Consider the following 14,007-nt stretch of genomic DNA (forward strand, 5'->3'; position numbering starts at 1 on the left):
CTTAGGTCTCTTTATTGTTCAGACAGGCTTCGCGGATCGCGCGACGGTCAATTTTGTCCGTTGCACCGCGCAGCAATATGTCGTGCTGGGTCCAAAGGGCGGTGGGAATTTTGAATTTCGCGAGATGCCCGTCCAGAAAGGCGGCCATATCTGCAAGGGTGAGCTGGGCTCCAGCTTTGAGCTGTACGGCTGCGCCCACTGTTTCTCCCAGACGCTCGTCCGGCACCGAAAATACTGTGGCTTCCAGAACGTCGGGGTGATGGTGCAGGGCACCTTCCACATCCAGGCAGGCGATATTTTCGCCGCCACGGATAATGATATTTTTCTTGCGGTCCAGGATGGTCACAAAGCCATCCTGGTCAAGGACGCCCAAGTCGCCAGTGCGCAGCCAGCCATCTTGCAGAACCTCGTCGGTTGCCTCTGGCTTGTTGAGATAACACCGCATGTTTGCGGGGCTTTTCACCGTGATTTCGCCCAGTGCCCCCAGGGGCACATCATTGCCTGCGTCATCCAGCATTCGGAGTTCTTGAACCGGGGGGTGCAGTTTGCCTGCGCTATCGGGGCGGGCCTTGTAGTCGTCGCCGATCATGCCAATGCCCAGGGCATTTGTTTCGGTCATGCCCCAGCCGGTTGCAACACCGGCGTTGGGAAAGGCTTCGGCCAGTTTTGCCACCTGGGCGCCGGGCCGCTTTGCACCACCAGCCCCAAGATAATCCAGGGAGGGCAGGGTTTCGCCCATCTTGACGGCGGCCTCCATCAATTCGGCAGATTGGGTGGGCACCCCAAGAAAGCGCGTGATGCTATTGTCGCGTATCAGGCGCACCGCCTGTTCCGGATCCCACTTGTGCATCAGCGTAATCTTGGCACCGGCCGGCAGGCTGAGCAAGAACAGCGGGTGGGTTGCCGTGACATGGAACAGCGGGGTGACGACCAGCGCCGAAGGGCGCAGCGGCTCTGGCGCGTCCGGGTCCGGAGGATCAACCAGCGGCGCGATCACCGATTGCATCAACCAGCTGAACACCGCATTGACCGCGCCGCGATGAGTTTGCACAACGCCTTTGGGATGGCCGGTGGTGCCAGAGGAATACATGATGGCAAAGTCATCATCCGTGTCGATTTCGACCAGCGGAGCCGTATCTGAACGGGCATTGCGTTTCAGGCTGCTCAGGTCATGTGCCGTTTGTCCCTCCGCATCGCGGACGCCAATCAGGGTCAGGTCCAGCGCATCGCGAAGCGGTTGTACCCGTTCCATACGCAGCCCATCTGCAAAAATCACGCGGGCTTTGCTGTCCTGGAGGGCATAGTCCAGTTCCTCGCTTGTCCACCACGCGTTTAGAAACACCACGACACCGCCGATGGAGGAAATTGCCAGAACCAGCATCAAGAGTTCGGGGTAGTTCCGCATTGCAATGGCCACTCGGTCGCCTTGACCCAAGCCCAGCTCATCGCGCATCGCATGGGCCAGCTGGTTCACGGATTGGGTGAATTCGGCGTAGGTATAGGTCTCGCTCTCGTAGGCCAGGAATTCAAGGGCTCCCTCACCGTGCTGTTCCCAACCAGAGGCCAGCAGCGCGGGAACCGTGCCAGGTATGGATTTGAATGCCTTGACCGTCACGCCCCGCACCTCGACCTCATGCACCGCAAATGTCGGGTTCGTGGTAATGACATGACACACCGCCTCTTCAGGTGTCATTGCTGTCATTGCAACTCTGGAAATAGATACATGTTCCCCTCCCAAGAAAAATGCCGACGGCCTCTTTTCAGATCATAGCTGTCGTTCTAACCGCCAGACTAGGGAGTAGATCTGGATCTTCCAATACCGCAGAACGGAACGTCATTCCGCAAATTTGCAGGATGCAGGGGCAAAGTCGCTGCGATGGCGCTGCGAATCTTGCGTGGTCTGGCCGCTGCAGATGATGACGCGGGCCTTGGTCGGCAGCAATGCCGCGTGGCGCCCAGGCCTTGATATGTCGCGGGGGCCGGGGACGATGGGGGCGGGGTGCCATAACCAAGCCCTGGCAGCGGTACATTCTGTTGTCTTGTAAGATTTTTGTAAGTCTGGGGTCTCATTAGCTCCCCCATCGTAAAGAAAAATGGAGCTAGATATGCGTATTTTTGGATTGGCCCTTGGCCTTGCTATGGCCTTGGCGGCACCTGTCACTGCTCTATCGATCCCATCAAACGGCAAACTGAATTTTGATGTTGTTCGTAAAGGCAAAGACATCGGCGATCACAGCTACAGGTTTTCCGGCACCACCGCAGCGCTGACCGTCAAGGTGACCACAGACATCGTTGTGAAGGTGCCTTTGATCAGAACCACAGCCTACAGTTTCAGACATGCAAGTGTTGAGAGCTGGAAGAACGGCAAATTGATGCAGCTGAGCTCAACCACCGACGATGATGGAGATCCCCATCAATTGCAGACCGCGAACAAGGGCGCTTTGCCTGCGAGCCTGTGGAATGATGATATCCTGCGCAGCGGCAAACTGATGAACACCATCGACGGGACACTGATGAACATTCGCGCTGCTGATCTTGGCATGGAAACGGTCACGACCAGACGCGGCAGCATTTCGGCCCATCATTACCGGCTGTCGGGCGGGCTGGCACGGGATCTTTGGTACGATGCGGCGGGCAACCTTGCACAGGTGGCTTTCAAGGCCGATGATGGATCCACAGTGATGTATATTCGGAAATAGGACGGCATGCCGAATGCGGCTTCTCTATATTGAAGACAACGAGAAACTGGCGCTGAACACAAGCGCCAGTTTGCACGAGGCAGGGTTTGTGGTGGATGTCGTCCATACGGCTGAGGATGCGCTGCATTCTGTCAAAAGCTATGAATATGACGCCCTTATTCTGGATCTGGGGTTGCCGGATCAGGATGGCCTGGAGATTTTGCCAAGGATCAAAGCCCACAATCCGCAACTCCCAATTCTCATCTGTACCGCACGTGACGCGCTTGAAGAGCGGATCAAAGGCCTGAATGCAGGGTCGGACGACTACATCGTCAAACCCTTTGCGGTGTCCGAACTCATCGCCCGTGTGAACGCCGTCTTGCGACGTCCCGGTGGGGTGCTTGGCATGACGCTGACGCTGGGCAATGTCTCCTATGAGACGACAGACCGGACCGTCGCAATAGATGGCGTCGTGGCGCGGTTTTCCAAACGGGAACTCGCCCTGCTAGAGTTGTTCCTGCGTCGGCCGGACCGCGTGGTGTCAAAAGATGTGATCGAAAATGCGCTCTATGGGTTCAACGAGGCGACAACGCCCAATGCCATTGATGTGCTGACCCATCGACTGCGGAAAAAGCTGATCGAAAAAGGCGCCAGCATTGAAATCCACAATCTGCGCGGCATTGGCTACGTTTTGCGGGCACCTGCTGAATGAAGGTTTTACATCGCATCATTGGGCCACGCCGGTCGCTGAAACGAAGCCTGCTGTTAAACATCCTGGCAGCACTGTGTTTTTGTATCCTTTTGGCTGGCGCCGTCATCATCAAGGAATTCTACGAGCATCTGGAAGAAAACATCGAAGACGCCCTGACCGATGAGGCCTATGAAATTGTCAGCCAGATTGATCCCGCGCGTGCGCACTATGGCTTGGATGCCAGCGCCCTGCGATACCAGGGGATTGAAGGCAACTATCGCTACACCGTCTTTGATGACGGTGGCGATCTCATCGCTGGCGGCGAAACCTCGGGGGAAATATGGCGGCAACTGGCGGTCACGACGCTGGGACTTCCGCACCCCATTGCGCTGCTTGGCGACCGTAGGGGAATTGGCCTCAGGGCGCGTATTGTTGACCAGGAAGTGGTGATCCTGGTTTCCACCTTTCCCAAGGGCAATAACGAGACGCGTTTTGCCAGCCTGCTGCACGAACTCGAAGAGGAAATATGGTGGGTGATCCTGGGTCTTGTGGTGGTGCTGACCTCGACGCTGTTTGCCACCCGCCAGGCGCTGTCGCCGCTGCGATCTCTGTCTGATCAGGCGCATCAAATCGGGCCGTCTGCGGCGGGTCGTCGTCTCGATGTTGCCCAGGTGCCGGCTGAGATCGCGCCGCTTATTGGCGACGTGAACAAGGCGTTTGACCGCCTGGAACAGGGCTATCAGGCGCAGCGGGATTTTTCCGCCAATGTTGCCCATGAAATTCGCACGCCTATCGCAGTGCTCAGGTCCAGTATCGACCGTATCACTGACCCCGAATTGAAAACAATGCTGACGCAGGATGTTGATCAACTGGATCGTATCTTTGCTCAGCTGATTGATTTGTCCCGCGCCGATGCGGCTTTGAAAACCAGCTTTGAGCCGGTGGACCTGCACAGTGTTGCGGTCCAGGTCGCCACGGATCTGGCGCAGTCGGCCCTACGGTCTGGTCGGAGCTTGTCGGTCACCGGCGCCAAGAAGGTCTTGGTTGAAGGCAACGCGGGGCTCTTGACCATCGCGCTGAGCAATGTTGTCCGCAATGCCTTGCAGTATACCCCCGAGGCGAGCGAAGTCGAGATCGAGGTGCTGGCCAACCCTGCTGGATGGCGGGTGCTTGATCGCGGCGCCGGGGTGCCGGACAATCTGAAAACAGCATTGTTTGAGCGCTTCAATCGCGGAACGCTGGCCAATTCCAACAGCACGGGATCGGGAATAGGATTGGCCATCGTCAAGTCGGTTGCTCAGTCCCACAATGCCACAAGCATCATTCAGGACAGGGAGGGGGGTGGCACAGCATTCTCCTTCATTTTCAATGCTTCGGCGTAACACATCATGTGGTTTTTGCGCTTTGTAAGTCTCTTGTAAGTCTGCCCTGCGATTCCCGTCTCAACACGTCAAATAAAGGTGCGTTGAGGTTGGATATGAAAATCGAGTTTTTGAGCGGCAACTGCCCGGGACGCCAGCAGGCCCAGGACCATATCAAGGGTGTCTACAAAAGTGCCTATGGCGCCGATGTCACCGAATTCGCCCCTCTCTTGGTTGTTGCAAAACATGTAAACGGAGAGGTGCTTTGTGCGGCTGGTATTCGGACGGCGCGGGATGGGTTCTTTTCTGATGCCTATCTGACAACTGATTTTTCCACCGCTCTGCATCAGACAGCCGGTTTGCGGGTTCCGGCTGCGGAAATCATGGAAGTGGTTTCTCTGGCCGCGACAACCCCCTTTCCGGTACTGCCTATGCTGGACAAGATGGTCGAATGGGGGCGTCAGAACGCGATGACCTGTGGCGTGTTTACGGCCACAAAACCCCTGCGTCGCCTGCTGGCCCGGACCACGCTCAGCTACACTGAAATCGCCAGGGCGGATATTTCGAAGGTCGCAAACCCACAGGCCTGGGGATCCTATTACGATACCGATCCAAGAGTATGCGCGTTTAGCGAGGTGCTGTCGCAGCCGGTTGTTTTGTCGCCCCGTGCACGTCGGGCCGGGCATGTGGCGGAGGCATCGTGATGAAACAGGTCTTTGACGCGCTTGAACGCCATGCACACAGTCGCCCCGATGCCATCGCCTTTGAAGATGACAGCGGCCAGATCAGCTGGCAGGAGTTGTCCGAACGTGTGGAAAACTTGGCTTGTGTACTGGATGACATCACAGGGCCTGTTGCTATCGGTCTTGCTGGTGGCATCGACTATGTCGTGGCTGATCTGGCGGCGACGCTTAGTGGCAAACGGCAGGTGCCTTTGCCGTTCTTTTTCAGCTCGGCGCAAAATGCCCATGTGTTGATGGATGCCAAGGTTGGCTGTGTCATCACAAACATTCCCGAACTGTTTTCGGCGCTGCCACGTCTTAATTTGCTCAGCCCGGCTGCCCCAGCTGCCCCGGCTGCCGCTCCGACCACCGGGCGCGGGCTGCGCGCCTATAACGGTGGCGCCGAGCGGATCATCTATACCTCTGGCTCCTCCGGCACCCCCAAAGGGGTCGTGCTGGGGGATCGCCAGTTGCAGGCTTCTATCAGTGCCCTGAGCCAGGTGATCGCCGCAGATGAAACTGATACCCATCTGTCCATTCTGCCGCTGGCGCAGCTGTTGGAGCAGATCTGCGGGATCTTCCTGCCCATCGTCGCGGGGGCCAAAACGGTGTTTCGATTTGAAGCAACCAAGGCTCTCTTTGGGGCGCCGATCGCGCCGCTGGTTGCCGCCTTTGAAACCCTGCGCCCAACCACCAGCCTGCTGGCGCCGGCTGTGCTGGGCCGCTGGGTTAGCGCCCTGGCGGGGCGCGAAGCGCCTGACAGCCTGCGGTTTGTGGCTGTGGGGGGCGCGTCCAGCTCGCCCTCTTTGATCCAGGCCGCGCAAGAGGTCGGCATTCCGGTCCATGAAGGCTATGGGCTGTCTGAATGCTGCGCGGTTGTGGCCATGAACCGGCCCGGCGACAATCACCCCGGCACTGTGGGACCAGTATTGGACGGGCTGGCGGTTTCGCTCGATAACGGTGAGATCGTGGTGTCAGGCCCGACAGTGATGACGGGCTATCTGAATGGCGACGACGCCCCCGATGTCTGGCATACTGGGGATCTGGGGCATTTTGACGGTGACCAGCTGGTTGTTGATGGCCGCAAAGATGCACTGTTGGTGACCAGTGCCGGGCGCAACATTTCACCGGAATGGGTCGAACAGCGGGTCAACAGTGATCCGCGGGTTGTCAGCTCGGCTTTGGGTCTTCGCCAGTCTGACGGGGCGCTGATATTGCTTCTGGTTGTCGCGGCTGCCGTGCCAGCCGCTGACATTCTGGCCTACCTGTCAGATTTGCCATCTTATGCGCGGCCCTCGGCGTTTATCACCACTGATCCGTCTGAGCAGGGGCTGTTGTTCCCAGCCGGAACCCCAAACAGGGCTGTGGCCGCCAGCTTGATCAACACCCGGGCTGCCCAGCAGCTGGACCCAGCCCCAGAAAGCATCGCGTCATGAACAGCAGGAAAACAGTTCTCATCACAGGGGCAGGGACCGGCATTGGCCGTGCGCTGGCCATTGAGGCAGCACAGAAGGGCTTTGATCTGATCCTGGTTGGTCGCACGTCCAGCACGCTGGATGAGACGCTCTCCCAATGTAGCACCACACAAGCCCGGTGTATTGTGGCCGATGTGACCAGCGCCGAGGGGCGGGCCGTGATCTGCCAGGCGGTCAGCGGCAGGCTGGAAATTCTGATCAACAATGCGGGCGTTCTAAGCGTTGGGCATCTGGCTGATATGACGGATGAAAACCTGCAACGCATGGCAGAGACCAACCTTGTCGCACCGATGGCTTTGAGCCGTGATCTGCTGCCGGCACTGCGCAGCGCCAAGGGCCGTATCGTCAACATCGGTTCGGTTTTTGGCGATATCGCCTATCCGTTCTTTGCCGGCTACTCGGCGACCAAATTTGGCCTGCGCGGGTTCTCGGACGCGATACGGCGGGAACTGTCCGGGACAGGCATTGGCGTAACCTATGTCGCGCCGCGTGCCACGCAGACTGCGGCTGAAAGCGCCTTTGGCGCCTTGGTTGAGCCTCTGGATATGACGCTCGACACAGCCGAGACCGTGGCCGCACAGGCCTGGGATGCCATCCTGAAAGGCAAGCGTGAGAGCTTCCCCAAAGGCAAAGAGCGGTTTTTCGTAAAGGTGCAACGGCTGTTCCCATCGCTGGTCGACAAATCGGTGGGGGCGCAGGCGCGTGATCCCAGAACCCTTGCGGCGCTCAAAACCTCACACCACTCCTAATCGACACCTCCCAAAATCAACAGGACATCTGCCATGAGCTACAACGTAATCCGCGCCTCTGATGCGGGCGATACTTCTATCACGCCAGCCGTGTTATCCGAGGTCAAAAACTATTTGGACAGCGATGGCTGGACGCTGCTGCGCGGCTTTAAGATGGATATGCCTGCCTTCAGCGGGATCACATCACAGCTTTGCAAAACCATCACCTTTGATCCCGCGCGTGAATATTCGGAAAAGAATACCCAAAAGGTCGACGCAGGCCTGGGACCCATTGGGCTCCATATTGAAAATGGCAACACGCCAGTGTGCCCGGATGTGGTTGCCTTCTATAGTGCAAAAGCTGCTTTTGAAGGGTCACAAACAACGATCTGCGACGGTCGCCGGGTTTTTGAAGCCTTCTCTGACGCCCAAAAAGCGCGCTGGTTGCAGCGTATGATGGTGACGCGCACCCTGCCTGAGGTCCTGTGGAAACGCTACCTTGCCAACGAACACCCGGCCATCAGTGATCCCGCAGAGGTCACCCATGACCATATCTTGCAATTCAAAGCGGCAATCCCCGATCAGGACTTCACGTTGAATGCCGACGGATCGCTTGAGTACCGCATCAAGGTCTCTCCGGTGCGTCCGTCGTCAGTGTCCCAGGGGCAGGGGTTTGCCAATGCAATTCTGGGTCCGTCGCATAACTATGAACCACCCGTTTATACCCTTGAGGATGGGTCAATTGTCAGCTCCGATGAAATTGAAGAGCTGCGCGATATTGCCGAGACCTGCACGGCTGAAATCAACTGGCAGGACGGCGATGTGGCAGTGATCGACAACACCCGCGTTATGCATGGGCGTCGGGCGATCAAGGACCAGGATCGACAGTTGTATATAGGAATGGGCCGCCTGTGACGCTGCTGCCAGCAAACTGAGGGCGGCACAAAGCCCCTGGTTCGCCTGCGCCACGTACACGGGGCTAACCCTTTGGCCCTGAGCCTGTTTTGTCGCAACTCCATTGCGCCCTTCATCACCGCGATGAGGGGGCCATTTTGCCCCTGCGCGGCGCGACACTCAGGCGGTGGTCAAATGCAAGAGATCCCGCCGTTTCAGACTGCGGCGGGCCAGATCACCATAGGCCTGCCGGGTATGGCGACGGCCATATGATCCAACCAGCCCATATACAGGGATCAGCTCTGGGAACAGTTCAAACAATTCGTGCAGATCTTTGGCTGACAACCCGCGAACAGCCTCTGGGCCGGGCCAGAAGGTCTCGGTTGCGATCCCTTCGGCAAAAACCACCTCATGGTGTTCGGTCATCAGATGAACATAGGTGACACCGTCGGGGGTGTCGGTCTGCGGCTGACAGGTTTCGTCAATTTCGGCCAGCAGCTTGGCGGACAGAAAGCTTTCGCTGACCGGCGTATTGTATTCAAAGGTCTTTTTATTGACCAACAAGCGATGCTGTGGCGACAACAGCATGGGCCGGTCGGGGGACAAAACCCCATCTGGACGAATGCAATAGGGGCGCAGATGCGGCCGTTTGGCCAGCTCAGCCCTGTTCAGCCTGCGTTTGCCGACCCATAGGACGGGTTGATATCCATTGTCAGCTGTTTGCAAAAGGTCCCCCACTTGGATCTCGCCTGCAGGCACTGCGCCACGTTTGGTGGCCAGCTGAACCTCGGGGGTAAAGCAGGGAATACCTGCGGAATGCAGTTGCGAGGCGGTGGTAATCTGAGCCGGAGCCACCCCTTCCAGGACCAGGCTTTCCCCGCCTGGAAATGAAAGCAGAGCGTTGCCAAACCCGTCGTCTGTAACCGTAACGTCCTGGGTCCGGATACTGCCGCCAAAGCCGGTCCCTCCGGTCAGATCTGAGACATCAAGCTGGTCATTGAAAAAACCATCGTCGTCGTCATCAGAGATACTGAAATCACTCACCGTATCAATGCCGCCGGTGGCGGTCAGGACAAACTGGTCGTAGCCAGTTCCGCCGGAAATCGAATCGTCGCCAGCGCCAAATGTAATGGTGTCATCCCCAGCCCCGGCATCAATCACCACACCAGCGGTGTCTGAGGAGGCATCCACCACATCCGCCTGATCGGTAAGGGTCAGGGCCTCGATTTCGGAGAAGGTGATGGTGTCAGCGCCATCAGAGATGGTGCCAGCCTCATCGCCGGTGTAGGTGACCGATACGCCCGAAGCGGTGACACCGGACATGTCTACCGTATCGTAGTCGTTCCCGGCCTCGCCACCGGTCAGGGTGTCGTTGCCAAAGCTGTCGGACATCTGGAATGTATCCGCATCGGCTTCGCCGTGCATCAGATCGGCACCGCCGCCACCGATGAGCAGATCATTGTCGTTGCCGCCATACATGGTGTCGTCGCCGTCACCACCGTCCAGAGTGTCGTTGCCGTCGGTTGCCACAATGCTGTCGTTGCCAACGCCGCCGTCCAGACTGTCGTCCCCGGCTGAGTTGTGCAGCGTGTCATCACCTTCGCCGCCGACCAGGGTATCATTGCCCAGACCGGTTGACAGGCTGTCGTTGCCTAGGCCGCCTTCGATATAGTCGTCGCCGTCACCGCCAGAGATGGTATCGCCGCCGTCGCCGCCAATCAGGGTGTCATTGCCCGCACCGCCATCCATGATGTCATCGCCGGTGCCCCCATCCAGGCTGTCATCGCCCAGTTCGCCGTACATCAGGTCGGCATCGCCGCCCCCCACAAGCAGATCGTTGTCATTGCCGCCATAAAGGGTGTCGTTGCCATCGCCCCCTTCCAGGGTGTCATTGCCGTCGGTTGCGACAATGCTGTCATTTCCGACCCCGCCGACAAGACTGTCATCCCCAGCCGAGTTGTGGATCGTATCATTGCCTTCGCCGCCGAGCACGGTATCGTTGCCGATCCCTGCCGAGAGAGAGTCATCGCCTACGCCGCCATCGATGTAGTCGTCGCCGTCGCCACCCGACAAGGTGTCACCACCCGCGCCGCCAAGCAGGGTATCCGCGCCAACACCCCCCTCCATGACGTCGTTGCCTTCACCGCCATCCAGCATATCGTTGCCATCTTCACCCATGAGAGAGTCATCCCCCCCCTGGCCATGAACGATATCATCCCCTGCGCCCGCCATGATGGTGTCGGCACCTTCTTCGATGATCGTGGTGACGGGGTCTTCGATCAGATTGCCTGAAAGGGTGAAGCCCGAAAAACCGACCCGCGTCTGTAGGGTAAATTCAATAGAGGAGCGATCCTCAAAAGAGGCCGAGAACCAGGCGTCCTGGTCTGTGTAATCATTTCTTTCGCTGCCTGACGCGGTGACCACATTGCCGTCCAAAGCCGTGGTCAGCGAGGAGTCGGATGACACGCCAAACGAGGTGAAGCTGTTGCCGTCCACAATGACAGCTTCGTTATCTCCGGTGTAGCTGTTGTCATCGATATCGTTGAAGGTTGCGGTCGAGTTCAGGTAAACGGGGTCGCCGGTTGTAGGGTCGAAGAACTCCAACCGGAAGGTCGCCTGATCTCCCGGTGCATTACCATCCAAGAGAACTTCGGCACCTTCATCGTAGCCAAATTCGACCCACATGTCCGGGTTGGTTTTCTCCACCAACACCAACTTGCCCCAGATTTGTCTGCCATCATCCAGGGTGGCGACATCCTTGAAAACAGCAAAATCACCCGCAGATCCCAGATGACCGTCGTGGGAGACACTTTGCATATTGCTGAGTTTCAGCGACAGTGGCGTGGCCTCTAGGCCCTGATCAAAGCCGTCTCCGATGTCACCATAGATGACATCGTTGCCTTCACCGGCATCAATAATGTCGTTGCCTTCTTCACCGGCAACGGTATCGGCACCCGCACCCGCGTCCATGATGTCATCGCCGGTGGAGCCATCCAACGCATTGTCGTCGGCATTGCCTTTGTGGCTTGTATTGCCTGCGACAAGCTCTTCTACCCAATTTGGTATTACCATCTCGCCCACCCAACTATTGGTCGTAAAATTCCGGAACAGATGGGAGAATACAGGGCGCATAATAAAATCGGGTAAACTGGCGATTGGTTATGAATGTCATGCCCGAAAGGTGTTCGTGACCACGGTCCAGCTGCGCCAACCTGACATCAGCAGAATGGTTTAACCGGTCAGAGCAAGATTGAAACCTGAACAGGGCGGTTTCACAAATGCGGAGCCTCAAGGGCAGGGCTGGGCGCTAGAGCAAAATCAGAAGAAAAGGGAAAGGGTCTTGCTCTCTAGACACAGGTTAGCGGTGCCGATTTGTTAGAAAACAATGGCACGATATAGAAAGGAGCTAGGGGGTAAGTGGCAGCCCGTAGGGGAGTCGAACCCCTCTTTTCAGGTTGAAAACCTGACGTCCTAACCGATAGACGAACGGGCCACTTGCTGTGGAGCGGTGTTTAGTTTCTCCGTGCCAAAGCCGCAAGGTAAAAAATGCCTCTTGGTGAGAATTTTTTGCGATTGCACAGAGAGCGTGTGTTTTAAAGGGTTTGGCTCGGGTCAACTGGCTTCGGCGGCGTCTTCCAATCGCAGTTGTGGGCTTTGACGGCCGCCCCAACTGTTGATTTCCAGCCGTCCGGCAAAATGGAATCGTGCGCCGCCATGTTCGAGCAGACGCGGCCCCAGCGCTGTGTCAAAGGCGCCAAAGCAGATCGCATCCAGATTACCGCCAACCCCGTCGGTCAACGACAGCTTCAGGTGGGTTTCCCCAATCCGTTTGGCAAAGCGGATGGCGAGATCCGGAAAACCATAGCGCGGCGCTGCGGCTCCGGCACCAAAGGGGCCTGCCTGTTCGATCTGTTCGATCAGATCAATGCTGGCAGCGCCCGGCATCAACATGCCATCCAGTTTCAAATCCGCCGGTCCCAGGCTTCCCGCACCCTGTTTGGCCAGCAGGTCGCTGAGACGCTGCATGGCGGCCTCCAGCTTGTCTTCTGCCACCGTCAGGCCTGCGGCCATCTTGTGGCCCCCGCCTTTGATCAGCAGGCCCTCTGCGGCCGCGCGCTGGATGGCAACACCAAGGTCGATACCACTCACCGAACGTCCCGATCCCTTGCCCTCACCGTTGTGCAACCCGATGACAACCGCCGGGCGTCCTGCGGCCTCTTTCAGGCGCGAGGCGACGATGCCAACCACGCCGGGATGCCAGCCCTCGCCGGCGGCCCAGACCAAAGGCGCGTCAAACCCGCGGGCTTCGGCCTGTTCCATCGCGGCGGCGCGCACCGCGTTTTCAATGTCGCGCCGTTCCGTGTTCAGCTGATCCAGCCGTTCTGCCAGCGCGGCGGCCTCATGGGGGTTCTCCGTTGCCAACAGGCGAGCCCCCAGATCGGCCTTGCCGATGCGCCCGCCTGCATTGACCCGTGGCCCCAGCAAAAAGCCGAGATGATAGGTCGAAGGCGCTGCATCCATGCGCGAAACATCAGCCAGGGCCACCAGACCGGGGCGCTGGCGTGCGCCCAGAACTTTCAGCCCCTGGCGCACCAGCGCCCGGTTTGCCCCAATCAACGGGGCGACATCGGCCACAGTTGCAAGTGCGACAAGATCCAGCAGGCTCATCAAATCCGGTCCGGTGCCCAGACCCTTTTCCCGGGCCTGACGGCGGACCTCGACGAGCATCAAAAACACCACACCGGCGGCGCAGAAATAGCCCAGTTCACCGTCTTCATCCTGGCGGTTGGGGTTCACCACCGCGACACAATCGGGCAGGGTCTCACCGCCCAGGTGGTGATCCAGCACGATGACATCGGCGCCCTTGGCCGCCGCGATAGGTCCATGGGACAGGGTGCCACAGTCGACGCAGACAATCAGATCATGGGCCTGTGCCAGCCCCGCCATGGCCGCGTCGTTGGGGCCATAGCCCTCGTCGATGCGATCGGGAATATACAGGGTCGCCTGTAGCCCCATGGCCCGCAGCCAGACCAGCAGCAGCGCCGCCGAGCTGCCACCATCCACATCGTAATCGGCAAAAATCGCGATACGCTGGCGGGTCTCAACCGCGTCCAGAAAACGTGCTGCGGCCTGCTCCATATCCTTCATGCGGCGCGGATCCGGCAGCAGGTCTTTCAGATGTGGGCTGAGGAACCCAAGGGCCTCATGAGGGGGGACACCGCGACGGGCCAGCACCTGACACAGGGGCATGGGCAAGCCGGTCTGCTGCGCCATATGTTCGGCGGCGCGTTCAAGATCAATGCCAAGCCCCAGCCAGCGGCGTCCTGTCAGCGAGTTTTCAACCCCAAGAAAGCTCATGGCTCTACCTCATCTATGGAAAAAGGCCAGACCCGAATGGATCCAGCCCTTCATTTGGCTTAAAATATCCCCGCCGACGGCCGCGGCGCAAGCCGCTTTT

General features: G+C 58.4%; 10 protein-coding genes and 1 tRNA gene. 7 read left to right on the plus strand and 4 right to left on the minus strand.

Going from position 1 to position 14,007, the window contains the following annotated elements; genetic code table 11:
• Nucleotide 1: 1 nt before the first annotated feature.
• Nucleotides 2–1,702 (minus strand): AMP-binding protein, encoded by a 1,701-nt coding sequence (locus N1037_07980; GenBank protein ID UWS80938.1) that lies wholly within the window; start codon nucleotides 1,700–1,702, stop codon nucleotides 2–4.
• 403 nt (nucleotides 1,703–2,105) lie between these two features.
• Between N1037_07980 and N1037_07985 the strand changes: the two genes are divergently transcribed.
• The 7 genes from N1037_07985 to N1037_08015 all read left to right on the plus strand — a co-directional run bounded on the left by N1037_07985 (nucleotide 2,106) and on the right by N1037_08015 (nucleotide 8,570).
• A complete protein-coding gene (locus N1037_07985; protein UWS80939.1) occupies nucleotides 2,106–2,699 on the plus strand; it encodes a DUF6134 family protein in 594 nt (197 codons plus the stop codon).
• Nucleotides 2,700–2,712: 13 nt separating this feature from the next.
• A complete protein-coding gene (locus N1037_07990; GenBank protein UWS80940.1) occupies nucleotides 2,713–3,390 on the plus strand; it encodes a response regulator transcription factor in 678 nt (225 codons plus the stop codon).
• Nucleotides 3,387–4,751: an ATP-binding protein gene (locus N1037_07995; GenBank protein ID UWS80941.1), complete on the plus strand. Its 1,365-nt coding sequence runs from the start codon at nucleotides 3,387–3,389 to the stop codon at nucleotides 4,749–4,751. Before N1037_07990 ends, N1037_07995 begins: the two co-directional genes overlap by 4 nt.
• A 95-nt stretch (nucleotides 4,752–4,846) precedes the next feature.
• A complete protein-coding gene (locus N1037_08000) occupies nucleotides 4,847–5,434 on the plus strand; it encodes a thermostable hemolysin (GenBank protein ID UWS80942.1) in 588 nt (195 codons plus the stop codon).
• Complete coding sequence (locus N1037_08005; GenBank protein UWS80943.1) at nucleotides 5,434–6,888, plus strand: AMP-binding protein; 1,455 nt, start codon at nucleotides 5,434–5,436, stop codon at nucleotides 6,886–6,888. Before N1037_08000 ends, N1037_08005 begins: the two co-directional genes overlap by 1 nt.
• Nucleotides 6,885–7,676, plus strand: a complete 792-nt coding sequence (locus tag N1037_08010; protein ID UWS80944.1) for an SDR family NAD(P)-dependent oxidoreductase — start codon at nucleotides 6,885–6,887, stop codon at nucleotides 7,674–7,676. The genes N1037_08005 and N1037_08010 overlap by 4 nt, the downstream gene beginning before the upstream one ends.
• A gap of 33 nt (nucleotides 7,677–7,709) precedes the next feature.
• Nucleotides 7,710–8,570, plus strand: coding sequence for a TauD/TfdA family dioxygenase (locus N1037_08015; GenBank protein ID UWS80945.1), 861 nt, complete (start codon nucleotides 7,710–7,712; stop codon nucleotides 8,568–8,570).
• Between the two features lie 159 nt (nucleotides 8,571–8,729).
• Here N1037_08015 and N1037_08020 read toward each other — a convergent pair whose 3' ends face one another.
• The 3 genes from N1037_08020 to recJ all read right to left on the minus strand — a co-directional run bounded on the left by N1037_08020 (nucleotide 8,730) and on the right by recJ (nucleotide 13,907).
• Entirely contained in the window at nucleotides 8,730–11,621 is a 2,892-nt protein-coding gene (locus tag N1037_08020; GenBank protein ID UWS80946.1) for a Hint domain-containing protein, read from the minus strand.
• Nucleotides 11,622–11,967: 346 nt separating this feature from the next.
• Nucleotides 11,968–12,042 (minus strand) — tRNA-Glu (locus tag N1037_08025).
• A gap of 119 nt (nucleotides 12,043–12,161) precedes the next feature.
• Nucleotides 12,162–13,907 carry a single-stranded-DNA-specific exonuclease RecJ gene (recJ, locus tag N1037_08030; protein ID UWS80947.1) on the minus strand — a complete coding sequence of 582 codons (1,746 nt, stop codon included), beginning with the start codon at nucleotides 13,905–13,907 and terminating at the stop codon, nucleotides 12,162–12,164.
• Nucleotides 13,908–14,007: the final 100 nt, after the last annotated feature.

The sequence above is a fragment of the Phaeobacter sp. G2 genome, assembly GCA_025163595.1.
Taxonomy (GTDB): Bacteria; Pseudomonadota; Alphaproteobacteria; order Rhodobacterales; family Rhodobacteraceae; genus Pseudophaeobacter.

Excerpts from the sequence above, each read along its gene's own strand:
- N1037_07980 (UWS80938.1), bottom strand. The coding sequence starts at position 1,702 with ATGACAGCAATGACACCTGAAGAGGCGGTGTGTCATGTCATTACCACG.
- N1037_07985 (UWS80939.1), top strand. The coding sequence starts at position 2,106 with ATGCGTATTTTTGGATTGGCCCTTGGCCTTGCTATGGCCTTGGCGGCA.
- N1037_07990 (UWS80940.1), top strand. The coding sequence starts at position 2,713 with ATGCGGCTTCTCTATATTGAAGACAACGAGAAACTGGCGCTGAACACA.
- N1037_07995 (UWS80941.1), top strand. The coding sequence starts at position 3,387 with ATGAAGGTTTTACATCGCATCATTGGGCCACGCCGGTCGCTGAAACGA.
- N1037_08000 (UWS80942.1), top strand. The coding sequence starts at position 4,847 with ATGAAAATCGAGTTTTTGAGCGGCAACTGCCCGGGACGCCAGCAGGCC.
- N1037_08005 (UWS80943.1), top strand. The coding sequence starts at position 5,434 with ATGAAACAGGTCTTTGACGCGCTTGAACGCCATGCACACAGTCGCCCC.
- N1037_08010 (UWS80944.1), top strand. The coding sequence starts at position 6,885 with ATGAACAGCAGGAAAACAGTTCTCATCACAGGGGCAGGGACCGGCATT.
- N1037_08015 (UWS80945.1), top strand. The coding sequence starts at position 7,710 with ATGAGCTACAACGTAATCCGCGCCTCTGATGCGGGCGATACTTCTATC.
- N1037_08020 (UWS80946.1), bottom strand. The coding sequence starts at position 11,621 with ATGGTAATACCAAATTGGGTAGAAGAGCTTGTCGCAGGCAATACAAGC.
- recJ (UWS80947.1), bottom strand. The coding sequence starts at position 13,907 with ATGAGCTTTCTTGGGGTTGAAAACTCGCTGACAGGACGCCGCTGGCTG.